This is a genomic window from Paenibacillus sp. FSL K6-2862 (assembly GCF_038005125.1).
Classification (GTDB): Bacteria; Bacillota; Bacilli; order Paenibacillales; family Paenibacillaceae; genus Paenibacillus; species Paenibacillus illinoisensis_A.
The window spans coordinates 5,876,005-5,890,418 of record NZ_JBBOSN010000001.1 but is presented as its reverse complement, the minus strand read 5'-3'; the positions used below and the strand labels follow the sequence as shown (position 1 = coordinate 5,890,418).

The 14,414-nt window shown below is 43.1% G+C and carries 11 protein-coding genes; all 11 read left to right on the top strand.

All coding sequences use genetic code 11. From position 1 onward, the window contains the following. Nucleotides 1-5 precede the first annotated feature (5 nt). The 11 genes from MHB82_RS26815 to pcrA all read left to right on the top strand — a co-directional run bounded on the left by MHB82_RS26815 (nt 6) and on the right by pcrA (nt 14,306). Nucleotides 6-2,381: a glycosyltransferase family 4 protein gene (locus MHB82_RS26815; RefSeq protein ID WP_341176240.1), complete on the top strand. Its 2,376-nt coding sequence runs from the start codon at nt 6-8 to the stop codon at nt 2,379-2,381. A 426-nt stretch (nt 2,382-2,807) separates the two neighbouring features. Next, complete coding sequence (locus MHB82_RS26810) at nt 2,808-3,551, top strand: sugar phosphate nucleotidyltransferase (protein WP_341176702.1); 744 nt, start codon at nt 2,808-2,810, stop codon at nt 3,549-3,551. Nucleotides 3,552-3,570: 19 nt separating this feature from the next. After that, on the top strand, nt 3,571-4,131 hold the full coding sequence (gene rfbC / locus MHB82_RS26805; protein ID WP_341176239.1) for a dTDP-4-dehydrorhamnose 3,5-epimerase: 561 nt from the start codon (nt 3,571-3,573) through the stop codon (nt 4,129-4,131). Between the two features lie 18 nt (nt 4,132-4,149). Next, nucleotides 4,150-5,172, top strand: coding sequence for a dTDP-glucose 4,6-dehydratase (gene rfbB / locus MHB82_RS26800; protein WP_341176238.1), 1,023 nt, complete (start codon nt 4,150-4,152; stop codon nt 5,170-5,172). Continuing rightward, nucleotides 5,172-6,038, top strand: a complete 867-nt coding sequence (gene rfbD, locus MHB82_RS26795) for a dTDP-4-dehydrorhamnose reductase (protein ID WP_341176237.1) — start codon at nt 5,172-5,174, stop codon at nt 6,036-6,038. Before rfbB ends, rfbD begins: the two co-directional genes overlap by 1 nt. 93 nt (nt 6,039-6,131) lie before the next feature. Continuing rightward, nucleotides 6,132-7,067 carry a glycosyltransferase family 2 protein gene (locus MHB82_RS26790; RefSeq protein ID WP_341176236.1) on the top strand — a complete coding sequence of 312 codons (936 nt, stop codon included), beginning with the start codon at nt 6,132-6,134 and terminating at the stop codon, nt 7,065-7,067. A 203-nt stretch (nt 7,068-7,270) separates the two neighbouring features. Then, nucleotides 7,271-8,155: a glycosyltransferase family 2 protein gene (locus MHB82_RS26785; RefSeq protein ID WP_445671273.1), complete on the top strand. Its 885-nt coding sequence runs from the start codon at nt 7,271-7,273 to the stop codon at nt 8,153-8,155. Next, complete coding sequence (locus MHB82_RS26780; RefSeq protein WP_341176234.1) at nt 8,152-9,552, top strand: undecaprenyl-phosphate glucose phosphotransferase; 1,401 nt, start codon at nt 8,152-8,154, stop codon at nt 9,550-9,552. The genes MHB82_RS26785 and MHB82_RS26780 overlap by 4 nt, the downstream gene beginning before the upstream one ends. Before the next feature lie 181 nt (nt 9,553-9,733). Next, nucleotides 9,734-10,609: a glycerophosphodiester phosphodiesterase family protein gene (locus MHB82_RS26775; protein WP_154894980.1), complete on the top strand. Its 876-nt coding sequence runs from the start codon at nt 9,734-9,736 to the stop codon at nt 10,607-10,609. A 347-nt stretch (nt 10,610-10,956) separates the two neighbouring features. Then, on the top strand, nt 10,957-11,652 hold the full coding sequence (locus tag MHB82_RS26770) for a heptaprenylglyceryl phosphate synthase (RefSeq protein ID WP_341176233.1): 696 nt from the start codon (nt 10,957-10,959) through the stop codon (nt 11,650-11,652). Between the two features lie 293 nt (nt 11,653-11,945). Beyond that, nucleotides 11,946-14,306, top strand: coding sequence for a DNA helicase PcrA (pcrA, locus tag MHB82_RS26765; RefSeq protein WP_341176232.1), 2,361 nt, complete (start codon nt 11,946-11,948; stop codon nt 14,304-14,306). Nucleotides 14,307-14,414 lie beyond the last annotated feature (108 nt).

Here is a 14,414-nt window from a genome sequence, read left to right as displayed (position 1 = left end):
CTTTTATGAATATTGCCATTATCTCTCCTAGTCCTAAACCATTCGCGGTAGGTGGTATTGAAAAGCTGATGTTAGGGCTATACTATCATATAGATAAGATTACTGACCACAGGGTGGAGCTATTTAAAATTCCAACTGAGGAAAATGGATTCTGGCCGATTATCAATAGCTATAAAAATTTCTATTATTTAGATCTAAGTCATTTTGATATGGTAATAAGCTTCAAGTATCCGGCATGGATGGTTAGTCATAATAACCATGTTATATATATGGCTCATCATCTCAGGGGTTTATTTGATACTTATCATTTTATGAATATGACAGAAAAAATGACAAAGACTAAATATGAGCTTATTAATGAGATAGTACAATATACAATTACCAAATCAAACTTAAATAGAGATCTGGGTTCTTTTTTTAAATTATTAGATCAACTATATATGAATAAGGATTCATACCCGGAATCCTTGTTTTCATTTCCAGGCCCTTTCATCAGAGCTATCGTTCATTTCTTTGATGAATGGGCATTGCATCAGTCCAGAATAAAGAGATACACTTCAATTTCGAATACTGTTAAGAGTAGGGAAAATTACTTTCCTCGAAATGCAACCGTTGAAGTCATTCATCCCCCAACGTCTCTTGAGGGTTTAGGTACTGGAGCATATGATTATTTCCTCATAGTAGGAAGACTGGATGGAGCAAAAAGAGTTGACTTAGTTATTAATGCCATGAAAATGGTTAAAGATTCGAAAGCTAGACTATTAATTGCTGGCTCAGGACCAGAAGAGTTTAGATTAAAGAAGATTGCAGGTAACGATCCGAGGATTGAATTTTTGGGTTACATTAACAATGAGAAGTTAGTCGCTTTATATAAGCAAGCATTGGCTGTAGTATATGTTCCGTATGATGAGGATTATGGATTAGCAACTATAGAAGCCATGCAGTGTAAAAAGCCAGTGATAACATGCAGAGATTCTGGTGGTACAACAGAATTCGTAAAACATGGTATTACAGGATTAGTAGCTGAAAATAATTCAAAAAGTTTGTCAGATCAATTGGAGAAACTCATTAATAATATACCGCTCGCTATGGAACTAGGGGAAAATGCTTACAGTGTGGTAAAAGAAATAACTTGGTCAAATACAATAACACGACTACTTAAGACTGAAAAATCAGTTGAATCTACTATTATACCTCCAAAGCAGAAACAAAAAGTAGTGATTCTCTCTACCTACCCGGTGTACCCAAAGCAGCATGGCGGACAGTTAAGAGCTTACCATTTATATTCTAACTTAAAAGATGAATATGATGTATGTATTGTTAGTTTTAACGATAATGGACAATATTATAAAGTGGATCAAGATGGATTTATGGAAATTAGTATTCCAAAAACTCAAAAACATCAAGATAAGGAATGGGAAATTGAACGTAATGTGGGTATTCCTATTACTGATATAGCTATGGAAAATCTATCATATTATACTCCTGAGTACCATGAGATCGCTAGTAAGTATTTAGAAAATAGTGATATCCTAATTGCTTCACAGCCGTATCTTTTTCATCTCATTGAACCTTATAAGAATACTAAAAAAGTAATATATGATGCTCAAAATGTTGAATATGAACTTAAAAAATCCATGTTGCCAGATGGGAAAATGAAAAACAATCTTCTGAAGAATCTATATGAGCTTGAACAAAGAGCAGTTTGCCATAGCGATTACGTACTGGCCTGTTCTAAAGAGGACATAACTAAATTTAAAGAGATATATACCGGGTTTAATGATGATAAATTTTTGCTAGTACCTAATGGTGTTGACCTTACCAGTAATAAATATACTAGTCCTCAAGAGAAAAAGATACAGAAAGAGAAGATGGGGTTAGTCGATGAAAAAATAATAGTGTTTATTGGTAGCTGGCATAAACCAAACCTGGAAGCAGTTGAGTATATATTGGAGATTGCCCCGATTTTGCCATCATACCATTTTGTTATTATGGGGGGACAATGCGAAGCTTTTAAGGGGATAACTCCTCCTTCAAATGTAGCATTTACTGGTATAGTTAGCGAGGAAATGAAAAGCTTGATTTACTCTGTAGCTGATATAGCAATAAATCCGATGGTTAATGGCTCTGGGACTAATTTGAAGATTGCTGAGTATATGGCTAATGGTGTCCCTGTTATTTCAACAGAGGTGGGAGCTAGAGGATATGGTTTTGACGAGAATACTTTAGTAATCACAGAACTGAGTGGTTTTATTAGTATGATAAAGGAATTGATTGAAAATGAAGAAAAAAAACAAAACTATTCAAAAAAAGCTTATCAATATATCAGAGTCAACTATTCCTGGAACGAAATATCGAAGATGATAAGAGATGTTTTGTAATAAAACTTTACAGATAATTTACTGAAATTCTCCAAAAAACATTATTCTAAACTGGGAAATGTGAAAGTTTGAGCAAAAAGAAGTAGCTTGAGTTTCTGTTGTAGAAATGATCCTAATTTCAATGTTTTATGTACATCATTTCTTGAATTGCTTATGTATTTATCAATTCTCAAAGACTTACTAACTTGATTTTTCACGGTCTTCGCAAAGATATACTGATAAGCTCCAATCCAGAGATTTTACTGTCGTGGTGTGAATCTAATTTGGATGTGTTGACCAGAAGATTGTTCAGAGAGTCGAAATTAGTCTGAAGAATTAGAAGTTTTGTTTTAAAGGACGGCAGTGGAAAAATTATATAGCTTTGTTTTTGTGAGACTACGTTATTCGTTAAATATGGAAAATGATACGGGAGGTGAGAACTCTTCAATGAAAGGTATAATCTTAGCTGGAGGTACTGGTTCACGTCTTTATCCATTAACCAAAGTAACTAATAAGCATTTACTTCCTGTGGGCAAGTATCCTATGATATTTCACGCAATCCATAGACTCAAACAGGCTGGAATACAGAATATCCTGGTAGTAACAGGAAAAGAACATATGGGTGATGTGGTTAACCTTCTCGGTAGTGGTACCTCTTTAGATGTGTCCTTCACTTATAAAGTTCAGGAAGAAGCTGGGGGTATAGCACAGGCACTTGGTTTAGCTGAGCAATTTGTGGGCCAAGATCAAAGTGTTGTATTACTTGGTGACAATGTATTTGAGGAGGATATTACTGAATATATTGAGAAGTTCAAGCTCCAAGGAAATGGAGCAAAAATCCTTATTCATAAAGTACCTGATCCCCAAAGGTTCGGTGTGGCTGAATTAGAGGGAGATAAGATCATTTCAATTGAAGAAAAGCCAGTTAAGCCCAAAAGTGAATATGCTGTAACTGGCATATACATGTTCGATAGCGATGTTTTTCATATTATTAAAAAACTTATTCCCTCAAACCGTGGAGAACTTGAAATAACCGATGTTAACAATGCATATATTAAAAGAAACGAACTAACATTTGATGTTTTAGGCGGATGGTGGACTGATGCAGGGACGCACTCTTCTTTAGCCAGAGCGAATGAATTGGCTAAAGATATTTTGCTCGAGGAAGAGTTTAGTAAGATGGAGTTTTAGATAAGAGGAGGATCCAGAGATGAATGTTACTCCTTTAAATTTACAAGGTGTATGCCTAATTGAACCGGTCGTCCACGCAGACAGCCGGGGTTTTTTTATGGAGAGTTACAATCGGGAGAAGCTATCTAAGTTGGGAATCACTCAAAATTTTTTTCAAGATAATCATTCATTGTCTACTGAGGTTGGAGTACTGCGTGGATTGCATTACCAAATGAACCCTAGAGCTCAAACTAAATTAGTCCGTGTAATTTCTGGGGCTATATACGATGTGATTATAGATATTCGTAGGAACTCTCCAACCTTTGGTCAATGGGAAGGATTAATCTTGAGTGAGTATAATCATCGCCAACTACTGGTCCCCAAAGGATTCGCTCATGGCTTTTGTACTTTGGTACCAAACACCCAAGTCATGTACAAAGTGGACGAATACTATTCCCCAGAGAACGACCGTGGCATATTATGGAGTGACCCGGCTCTTGGAATTGACTGGCCTACATCTAGTCCGATTTTGTCAGATAAGGACCAAAGGCATCCTTTACTTCAAGATGCGGAGATTAATTTCAATTTCGAAGTGAAGTAATTAGGAGGTTCCAACACTATGAAACTGCTCGTTACCGGCGGGGCCGGTTTTATTGGAAGTAATTTTGTAATGTATATGCTGGAGCAGCATCCTGATTATAAAATTATCAATGTGGATGCGTTGACGTATGCAGGCAACTTGGAAAACTTAAAGTCACTTGAAAGCAACACAAACCATACTTTTGTCAAAGCAGACATTACAGATGCTGCTGAGATGGATCGCCTAGTCAGTCAAGGGGTGGACATTGTCGTTAACTTTGCGGCCGAATCTCATGTGGATCGCAGCATTTTGGAGCCGGATGTGTTTGTAAGAACCAATGTGAATGGTACCCAGGTATTGCTTGAAGCGGCTAAAAAACACAATGTCACCAAGTTCGTTCAGGTATCGACGGATGAGGTATATGGTTCGCTGGGTCCAACAGGCCTGTTTACGGAAGAGACACCATTGCAACCCAACAGCCCATATTCGGCGTCCAAAGCAGGTGGGGATTTGCTAGTGCGTGCGTATCATGAGACCTTTGGTCTTCCAGTAAATATCACCCGTTGTTCCAACAATTACGGCCCTTATCAGTTTCCGGAGAAACTGATCCCACTCATGATCTCCCGTGCCCTTGCTGATGAAGCATTGCCTGTTTACGGAGATGGATTGAACATCCGGGACTGGCTTTATGTTGAAGACCATTGCAGTGCTATCGACCTGGTGATCCATCAAGGACGTAACGGTGAGGTCTACAACATCGGTGGCAATAATGAGCGAACTAACGTGCACATCGTGAAAACCATTCTGGAGCAACTCGCCAAGCCAGAATCTCTAATCAAATATGTTCAGGACCGTCCAGGACACGACCGCAGATACGGCATTGATCCGACGAAGACAATGTCCGAACTGGGCTGGAAGCCAAAGCACTCGTTTGAAACCGGAATTAAGGAGACTATTCAATGGTACCTGGGCAACAAAGAATGGTGGACCCGTATTCAGTCCGGCGTGTATCAACAGTATTATGCCAAGCAATATGGCTCTCGTTTGGGAGACGTGAAGTAATGAAGGTTTTGGTTACAGGAGCAAACGGACAACTGGGACGGGATGTCGCTCTTCTTTTGGAGAAGGAGGGACATTCTTTTCTAGCTTGTGATCGGGATCGGATGGATATTACCAATCAGGCACAGTGTAACGAAGTCATCTCCTCCTATCATCCTGAAGCGGTCATTCATTGTGCAGCTTATACTGCCGTAGATGCAGCGGAAACAGATATCGATGGTGCATATAAGGTGAATACTGTAGGAACACGCAATGTTGCTGTAGCGGCAGAAAGAGCAGGAGCTAAATTAATTTATATTAGTACGGACTATGTATTTGATGGCAACTCGTCATCTCCCTATCAGGAATATGATAACACGAATCCGCAAAGTGTGTATGGCAAGTCCAAACGGGCGGGAGAATTAATAGTACAGTCGTTGTCCTCCAAATGGTTTGTTGTGCGTACTTCTTGGGTTTATGGACTGTACGGGAATAATTTTGTCAAAACGATGCTGAAATTGGGTCAGGAAAAACCAAAGCTACAGGTAGTACATGACCAAAAAGGGTCACCTACGTTTACCGTTGATTTGGCAGGATTTATCCTAGAGCTTATGCAAACAGAAATGTATGGGGTATATCATGCCTCCAACAGTGGCACTTGTACATGGTATGAATTCACAGAAGCGATCTTTGCGGAAGCTCAAAATGTTGAAGGGTTTACCATCCAAGCACAATTGGAGCCTTGTACGACAGAGCAGTTCCCCAGACCAGCTCCCAGGCCGCGTAATTCGGTAATGGACCATCTATCCATTCGAACGAATGGTTTGGCGGATATTCGCCCATGGCGGGAGGGCCTGCGTGAATTTATTAGTTTATTGTCGTCGAAATAGGAACGGCCATAGTAGCACTATGTAACTCTCGCTCTTACTTTTGGGCGGGAGTTTTCGTATATAATGAAGAAAAGTCAGAACATGAGGTGACACGTGAATAAGCCTAAAGTATGTATTATGCTTTCTACATATAACGGAGTAAAGTACATTGATGAGCAGATGGAAAGCCTTCTGGCACAACTTGAAGTTGACGTCCAGATTAATATCAGGGATGATGGCTCATCTGATGGAACTGTGCAAAAATTAAACGAATATGCTAAGTCTCATCCGGACCAAATCCGAGTTGTTAAAGGTGAAAATTTGGGCGTGGTCGGGAGTTTTTTTGAACTGATGTGCCAAACTGAGCCTGTGTATGATTATTACGCATTTTGTGATCAGGATGATGTGTGGAAGCCGGAGAAACTTAGTAGGGCAGTAACTAAACTACAATTGGGGCACTCGAATGTACCTCTTATGTATTGTTCTTCGACACAGATGGTAGATCAGGATCTGAACAATCTGAATGTGTGGCCAACCCTCCCTCCTAAGCCGTTAAGCATGTATAATGCCATGATCGAAAACTGCTGCGTGGGTTGCACTGTAGTTCTAAATCCAATCACGTTTGAACAAATAAGAGGGAGTATTCCTAGCGATTTGAAGCAGGTTATTATGCATGATCGATGGATTTATCTGTATGTTAGTGCGTTTGGAGAAGTGATTTTTGATAAAGAGCCAATGATTTTGTACCGACAACACCAAGGGAACGTTCTTGGCGGGGGCAGCGAAGGTTGGCTCATGAAATGGAAAAATAGATTGAAGCGTTTCTTCAGTGAAGGAAGTTTTAGTCTTAGTAAACAAGCATCTTTATTTCTTGTAACTTACGGAGAATATTTATCTGCTCAGCAAAAAAACGATATACAGGGGTTTTTAAGCCACCTGGACAGCTCTTGGGTTAAACGTATCAGATATGCGTTCAAAATGCCTTTTTACCGTCAAGCATCTCTTGATAACCTGGTTCTTAAGCTCATATACGTCTTGAAGAAGGTATAACTTTATAGATTGGTTTTGCTTTCCACCCCATTGTCCATAATATGCTATACTTTCAATAGATAAACACAGCATTACAAAGTCAGGAGTTTTACAAAATGGTCGAAACAGCAGATGTCCCCTTAAGAGGGGGATCGAAAAATAATAACAACTATGGTCCTGATGTCAGCATCATCATTGTAAACTACAATACACGCCAGCTGACAATGGACTGTCTCGCATCAGTGTATAAATCTCTCACTTCCTTTCAATATGAAATAATTGTTGTTGACAATGCGTCGCATGATGGATCTGTGGAAGCGATCCGAGGGGGATATCCAGATGTTCGATTAATTGCTAACAGAGATAATACAGGTTTTGCTGTTGCAAATAACCAAGGTATGGACATTGCCAAGGGTCGTTACATTTTATTGCTCAATTCAGACACGGTCGTGCAGACGGATATACTGGAAGTCATGATCGGATTCATGGACCGCCATCCAGAGATGGGGGCATCCGGCTGCAAGGTCATCCTTCCTGATGGTTCTTTGGATAAAGCGTGCAAGCGGGGATTCCCCACACCATCGGCATCATTTTATTATGCGTTTGGCATCTCGCAGATGTTCCCTGATCGTCCGAAGTTTAATCAGTACCAGCTCGGACATCTCAGCCCGGATGATGAGTATCCGGTAGATTGTCTTGTCGGAGCATTCATGCTGGTGCGCCGGGAGACCATCGACCAAGTAGGAGGGTTAGATGAGACCTTCTTTATGTACGGTGAAGATATTGACTGGTGTTACCGCATCAAAGAAGCGGGCTGGGGTATTTATTATTATCCGCGTACATATATTGTGCATTACAAGGGTGCAAGTGCGCGGCGTAAACCTATGAAAATTATTTATGAGTTTCATAGGGCAATGTGGGTTTTCCACCGTAAACATTATGCCAAACGGTATGGCATTTTTACCAATACAGCCGTATGGCTAGGCATTGCACTGAAATTCTCATTGTCTCTGATCAGCAACAAACTATTTCGGTCGGGTCCACAAAAAAAATCAGCATCCGGCCACAAGGCAGCAGTTCATGAGACATCTTCCGAGGTGAAAACATGATTCGTCGTAATCAGCAATTTTTGACTCAACTGTACATTGCGGCTGACTTCATGGTGATACAGTTTTCCTTTTTAGTGGCTTGGTGGATGAAGTTTGAAAGTGAACTGCTAATCAACCATGGTTCGTTGCCAATTGAGAAGTACTTTGCATGGAGCTTAGTATACGGGGGACTTTCCGTCATTGCGGGTGTGATGTCTTCCCTTTATATGCCAAAGCGGAAGAAACGTTTTGTAGATGAATTCATGAAACTGATTCAGGTCCATGGGATCGCCTTCTTTATGCTGATGAGCTTAATGTTTTTCTTCAAGGAAGTCGATATCTCTCGTGCTTATCTGGCCATGTACATGATCGGCAATGTTGTCTTCACCCTAATCTACCGTTATATAGTCAAACTTCAACTTAGAAGACTCCGCAAAAAGGGCTTCAACCGTCAATTTGTATTGATCCTTGGAGCAGGTTCTTTAGGCAAACGGTTCTATAATAACCTCCGAAGTTATCCTGACCTCGGGTACGAGGTATATGGTTTCCTTGACGATCATCGTCATTGGGATGATGAGGAGCAACAGCAATACAGGCCGATTATGGGACACATTGATCAGTTGGAAGAAATCCTGTTCACTCATATGATTGACGAAGTCATTCTTGCGCTTCCTTTGGATGCCCATGACAAGTATCCACACATCATTGAGGTTTGTGAAAAAGCCGGCGTACGGACGCTGATTATTCCAGACTTCTTCGATTATCTTCCGGCCCGTCCGCATTTCGATAACTTTGCTGGCATGCCGATGATTAACGTGCGTGATATCCCGCTGGATATGGCCGTAAACCGATTAATGAAGCGTGCGTTTGACATACTGTTCTCTCTCGTCGCTATCATCCTGACCTCCCCAGTAATGGTCATCGTGGCACTGGGCGTACGATTGACGTCACCTGGACCGGTCATCTTCAAACAAGAACGTGTGGGGCTCAACCGACGCAACTTCATGATGTTTAAATTCCGCTCCATGAAAGTCATTCCTGAAGGTGTAGTTGACACGGGTTGGTCCACGAAGGATGATCCGCGTCGAACGGCATTCGGTACATTTATAAGACGCACTAGCCTGGATGAGTTGCCTCAATTCTTCAACGTGCTTCTGGGTCATATGAGTGTGGTTGGCCCAAGGCCGGAACGTCCGTACTACGTGAATCAATTCCGGGATGAAATTCCGAAGTATATGATTAAGCATCACGTCCGCCCAGGAATTACGGGATTGGCGCAGAGTAAAGGGTTAAGAGGAGATACCTCCATCGAGGATCGGATTGAACAGGACATCTTTTATATTGAAAACTGGTCTTTATTATTCGATATCAAAATCATATGGGAAACCATTCGAAACGGTCTCAAGAATGCGTATTAGATTCAACAAATTAATCAATCATACCACCATTTAACAGCTGCCTCCGGGCAGCTTTTTTGTTTTACCCCTCATCATTTCGGGTAGTTAGCTATCAAAAAGGAAATCCCGCACATACGCTGTCATATCTAATAGCTATACACTTCCTACCTCCAATATCACTCCTAAAGGATGTGAACATCATATGAAACGAATCGCTGCCGTCATTACACTACTGATTGTTACCGTGGGGACCCTGTTTTTTGCCTATGAGAGTCAAAGTGAGGAACAGCGCGATGGATTTACAGCCTACCGACTGATTGCTCACGCTATGGGCAGTATCCGTGATCAGCCTTATACCAACGCTTATGAGGCGATGATCGCCAATTATGAGAAAGGCACAAGAGTGTTTGAGATCGACTTCATGCTCACCTCGGATCGTGTAGCCGTAGCCAGACATGAATGGACTGCCAATATGAGCAAACTGCTGGGACAGGAAGAGGAGCTTCCTGAAGACAAACAGGCTGGGGCACTTACGCACGATGAATTTATGAACACCCCAATTTTGGGCATCTACCAACCCATGGACGCTGATGGCATCATTAATGTGCTGTCGCAATACCCCGATATGTATATCGTAACGGATACGAAGGAGCAGAAAGATGAGGATATTCAGCAGGTGCTATCTTCTCTCGTCAACGCTGCCAAAAAGAAAGACCCATCTGTACTGAGTCGCATCGTCGTGCAGATTTATAATGAGCCCATGCTGGAAACCGTGAAAGAAATCTATGCGTTTCCGTCCATTATCTATACCCTCTATGCAACGCAGGATACTGAAGCACAGGTCGTTGATTTTGTGGAGAACAATGACATTGATGCCGTGACCATGCCGGAATATAAAGTGAATCAGAATTTTGTCGCCAAGCTGAAGAAGGCGGGCGCTGTTACTTACGTGCATACAATTAATGACACTGACCAGGTGGCGAACTATGAAAAGTGGGGCGTATACGGCGTCTATTCAGATGTATTGACGGAAGAAGAGCTGGATCAGATGAATACTCGTTTTGCCTGGAAGCCTTAACATTTGTATGTAGCAAATCAACACTTACACTGCATTTCCTATGCATTCCACGTAGCCGTCTAAGTAATAATCATGATACAAAGTACAACCCAAGCCTAACCTAAACCTAAGCCGTCTCATTTCAATCACCTTAGAAATGTAGCCCTTCATTATTACTCCAACATTTTTGATCAATAGCGAGATAACATCTATCCCTTTAAATTACAGACTGATTCCTGCACTTTACAGGGAAAAGTCTGTGATTTTTTGTTCCCCTTTTTATGCGAACATTGACACTCACTGCCTGCTGACTTAGACTTAGTTTACAAGCTTTTTAGGATGCAGAAGAACCTCTGGAGGAATGTTCGTTGATAGACATGATTAAGCAGTGGAGACACGTATTTAAGCTCGACCCGGACCGGGAAATCACGGATGAAGCACTCGATCTGGTATGTATGTCAGGGACCGATGCTATTATCGTTGGAGGGTCTTCGGGAATCACCTATGATAACACGGTAGACCTGATGTCCCGCGTGCGTCGCTACGAGCTGCCCTGTGTGCTGGAAGTATCCGATCTGGAGGCGGTTGTCCCTGGTTTTGACGGATATCTGATCCCGATGGTGCTGAATGCCACGGATAGCAAATGGATGATTGGGCACCACCAACAGGCCATCGAACGTTTTGGTTACCTCATACCGTGGGATCTGCTAATTGCCGAGGGGTATATCGTGCTGAATGCTGACTCCACCGTAGCGCGTTTGACTGGAGCAGATACAGAGCTGACAACTGGTGCGGCGGTGGCCTATGCCCAAGCTGCAGAGCGGCTGCTCAATCTTCCTATTGTATATATGGAGTACAGCGGAACGTTTGGCGATATGGAGCTGGTTGGCGAGACACATAGACAACTGGATCGCGCACACCTCGTTTATGGCGGGGGAATCGACAATTCCGAGAAAGCAGCACAAGCTTCCAAAGTTGCAGACACCGTCGTCGTGGGTAACATTGTGTACAGCGATTTGAAGAAGGCACTTGAGACGGTACAAGCTGTAAAAGGAACCGTTTAATCGGTTTAGTTTACCATTCCCCCAATTTCCCCTTACGATCTGTTAAAATAGAACTTTGCCCTACTAATATAAAATTTATATTAAGCACAATTACGTTTACACGCAAAGCGTAGAGGACAGAAGTAAGCTGGAGAAGCGGAGCGCTCGCCTTTATTCCCGTATTTTCACCTTATAAAATTGATTCAAAAAAATTCGGGAATAACAGCGATCGGAAGCTTTTTCTGTCCTCGGAGTCACAAGTGTAACCTTCTGATTTTGTTTAATTGATCAACCAACGAAAGGAGCATGCATGCATGCAACCTGTAAATATACATGATGCCGTGGCACGGCTTAACACCCCTCAGCGGCAAGCCGTCGAGGCAACTGATGGACCGTTACTGATTATGGCCGGAGCGGGCAGTGGTAAGACCCGGGTGCTGACACACCGGATTGCTTACCTTATCGCAACACGCAAGACACCTCCATGGGGCATTTTGGCGATTACGTTTACGAACAAAGCCGCTCGTGAGATGCAGGACCGGGTATCCCAGCTCGTTGGTGGCTCCCAAGGCCGCGACATTTGGGTATCCACGTTCCACTCCATGTGCGTGCGCATCCTGCGACGTGACATTGAACGCATTGGTTTTACTTCGAACTTCAGTATCTTGGACTCATCCGACCAGTTATCCGTTATTCGCAGCTGTATGAAAGACCAGAATATTGACACCAAAAAATTTGAACCAAAAGCTGTTCAGGCCATGATGAGTACCGCGAAAAATGAACTGATCGGTCCTGACCAGTATGAGAAGCAGGCTGGCGACTATTTTGAAGGCATTGTGGCGAAGGTATATAAAATGTACCAGAAACGTCTGAGAGCCAACAATTCGCTCGACTTCGACGATCTCATTATGGCAACCATTCAACTGTTCAAAGAAGTGCCGGAAGTCCTCGATTTTTACCAAAAGAAATTCCAGTACATCCACGTCGATGAGTATCAGGATACGAACCGTGCGCAGTATATGCTGTGCCGCATGCTGGCTGACAGTCATCACCGGATCTGCGTCGTTGGGGATAGTGACCAGTCGATCTATCGCTGGCGTGGTGCGGATATCAGCAACATCCTGAACTTTGAGAAAGACTATCCAGAGGCACAGACCATTATGCTGGAGCAGAATTACCGTTCAACTTCAACCATCTTGAATGCAGCGAATGAGGTCATTGGCCTGAACTCTGGACGTAAGCCGAAGAAGCTGTGGACAGACAAGGAAGGCGGCTCGAAGATCAAGGTATACCGCGCGGACTCCGAGCATGATGAGGGGTATTTTGTTACCTCTGAGATTAGTAAAAATGTGAAGAACGGCAAATCCTATCAAAACCATGCGATTTTGTACCGTACGAACGCCCAGTCCCGGGTTATAGAGGAAATTCTGATCAAGTCCGATATTCCATATCAGATTGTCGGCGGCATCAAGTTCTATGATCGTAAAGAGATCAAGGACATTCTGGCGTATCTGCGCCTGCTGTCTAACCCTGACGACGATATCAGCCTCACTCGAATCATTAATGTGCCTAAACGCAGCATCGGTGATACAACCGTGGCGAAGTTGGCAGCTGCAGCAGGAGAGCGGGGGATTTCCATATTCCGTGTGCTTCAGGTGGTGGACGATCTCGGCTTTGCGGGCCGCACGCGGAACGCGCTGGTGGAGTTCTACGACATGATCGCTGCACTGCATCAGATGGTAGAGTACCTGTCTGTAACCGAACTGACCGAGAAGATTCTGGAGATGAGTCAATATCGGCTTGAGATGCAGAACGAAAATACACTCGAATCCCGTGCGCGTCTGGAAAACATTGAAGAGTTCCTTTCGGTGACCATGGAATTTGAGAAAAATAATGAAGACAAAACGCTCGTCTCGTTCCTCACCGATCTGGCACTCATTGCAGATATCGACAGCATGAACGATGATGAAGAGGATCAGAGCGACGCGGTTACCCTGATGACCATGCACAGTGCCAAAGGTCTGGAATTCCCTGTCGTATTCATCGTGGGTATGGAGGAAGGCGTCTTCCCGCACAGCCGGGCCTTTATGGATAATGAGGAGCTGGAGGAAGAACGCAGACTTGCTTATGTAGGGATTACGCGTGCAGAAGAACAGCTCTTCCTGTCTTGTGCCCAGATGCGTACTTTGTTTGGACGTACAACGGCGAACCCGCCTTCTCGCTTCCTGGATGAGATTCCGGATGAGCTAAAAGAAGATACTTCCATTGCCCGTGACCGTTACCGTCGTGGTGCCAATGCAGGAGGATCCTATGGTGGACGTGGACTGGGCTCCAGTGGCGGAAGCAACTTTGGTGGTGGAAGTGCGGCCAAGCTCTTTGAACAGCAGAGCAGAGGTGGGTCCTCGGCTACTTCGTCCACGCCAACTTCTCGTGTGACCACAAGTACTTCGCGTCCAACATATGCTACGCCTTCATCTGCCTCCAAGCCTGCAGCTTCTAATAGTGAAGCAGGCTTCAAAGCAGGAGATAAAGTGCAGCATGGCAAATGGGGTACAGGTACCATTGTTGCGGTAAAAGGGACCGGCAATGACACAGAACTGCAAATTGCCTTCCCGGCTCCGGTCGGTGTGAAACGCCTGCTCGCCGGTTTTGCTCCTATAACCAAAGTAGAATAGATTAAGAATGAAACTTCAATATTGCATAATAACGAAGAGGGCAGAAATAACTTGAAGAAGTGAAACGTTCGCCTTTATCCCCGGGTTTCCACCTTTAAAAGTAATTGA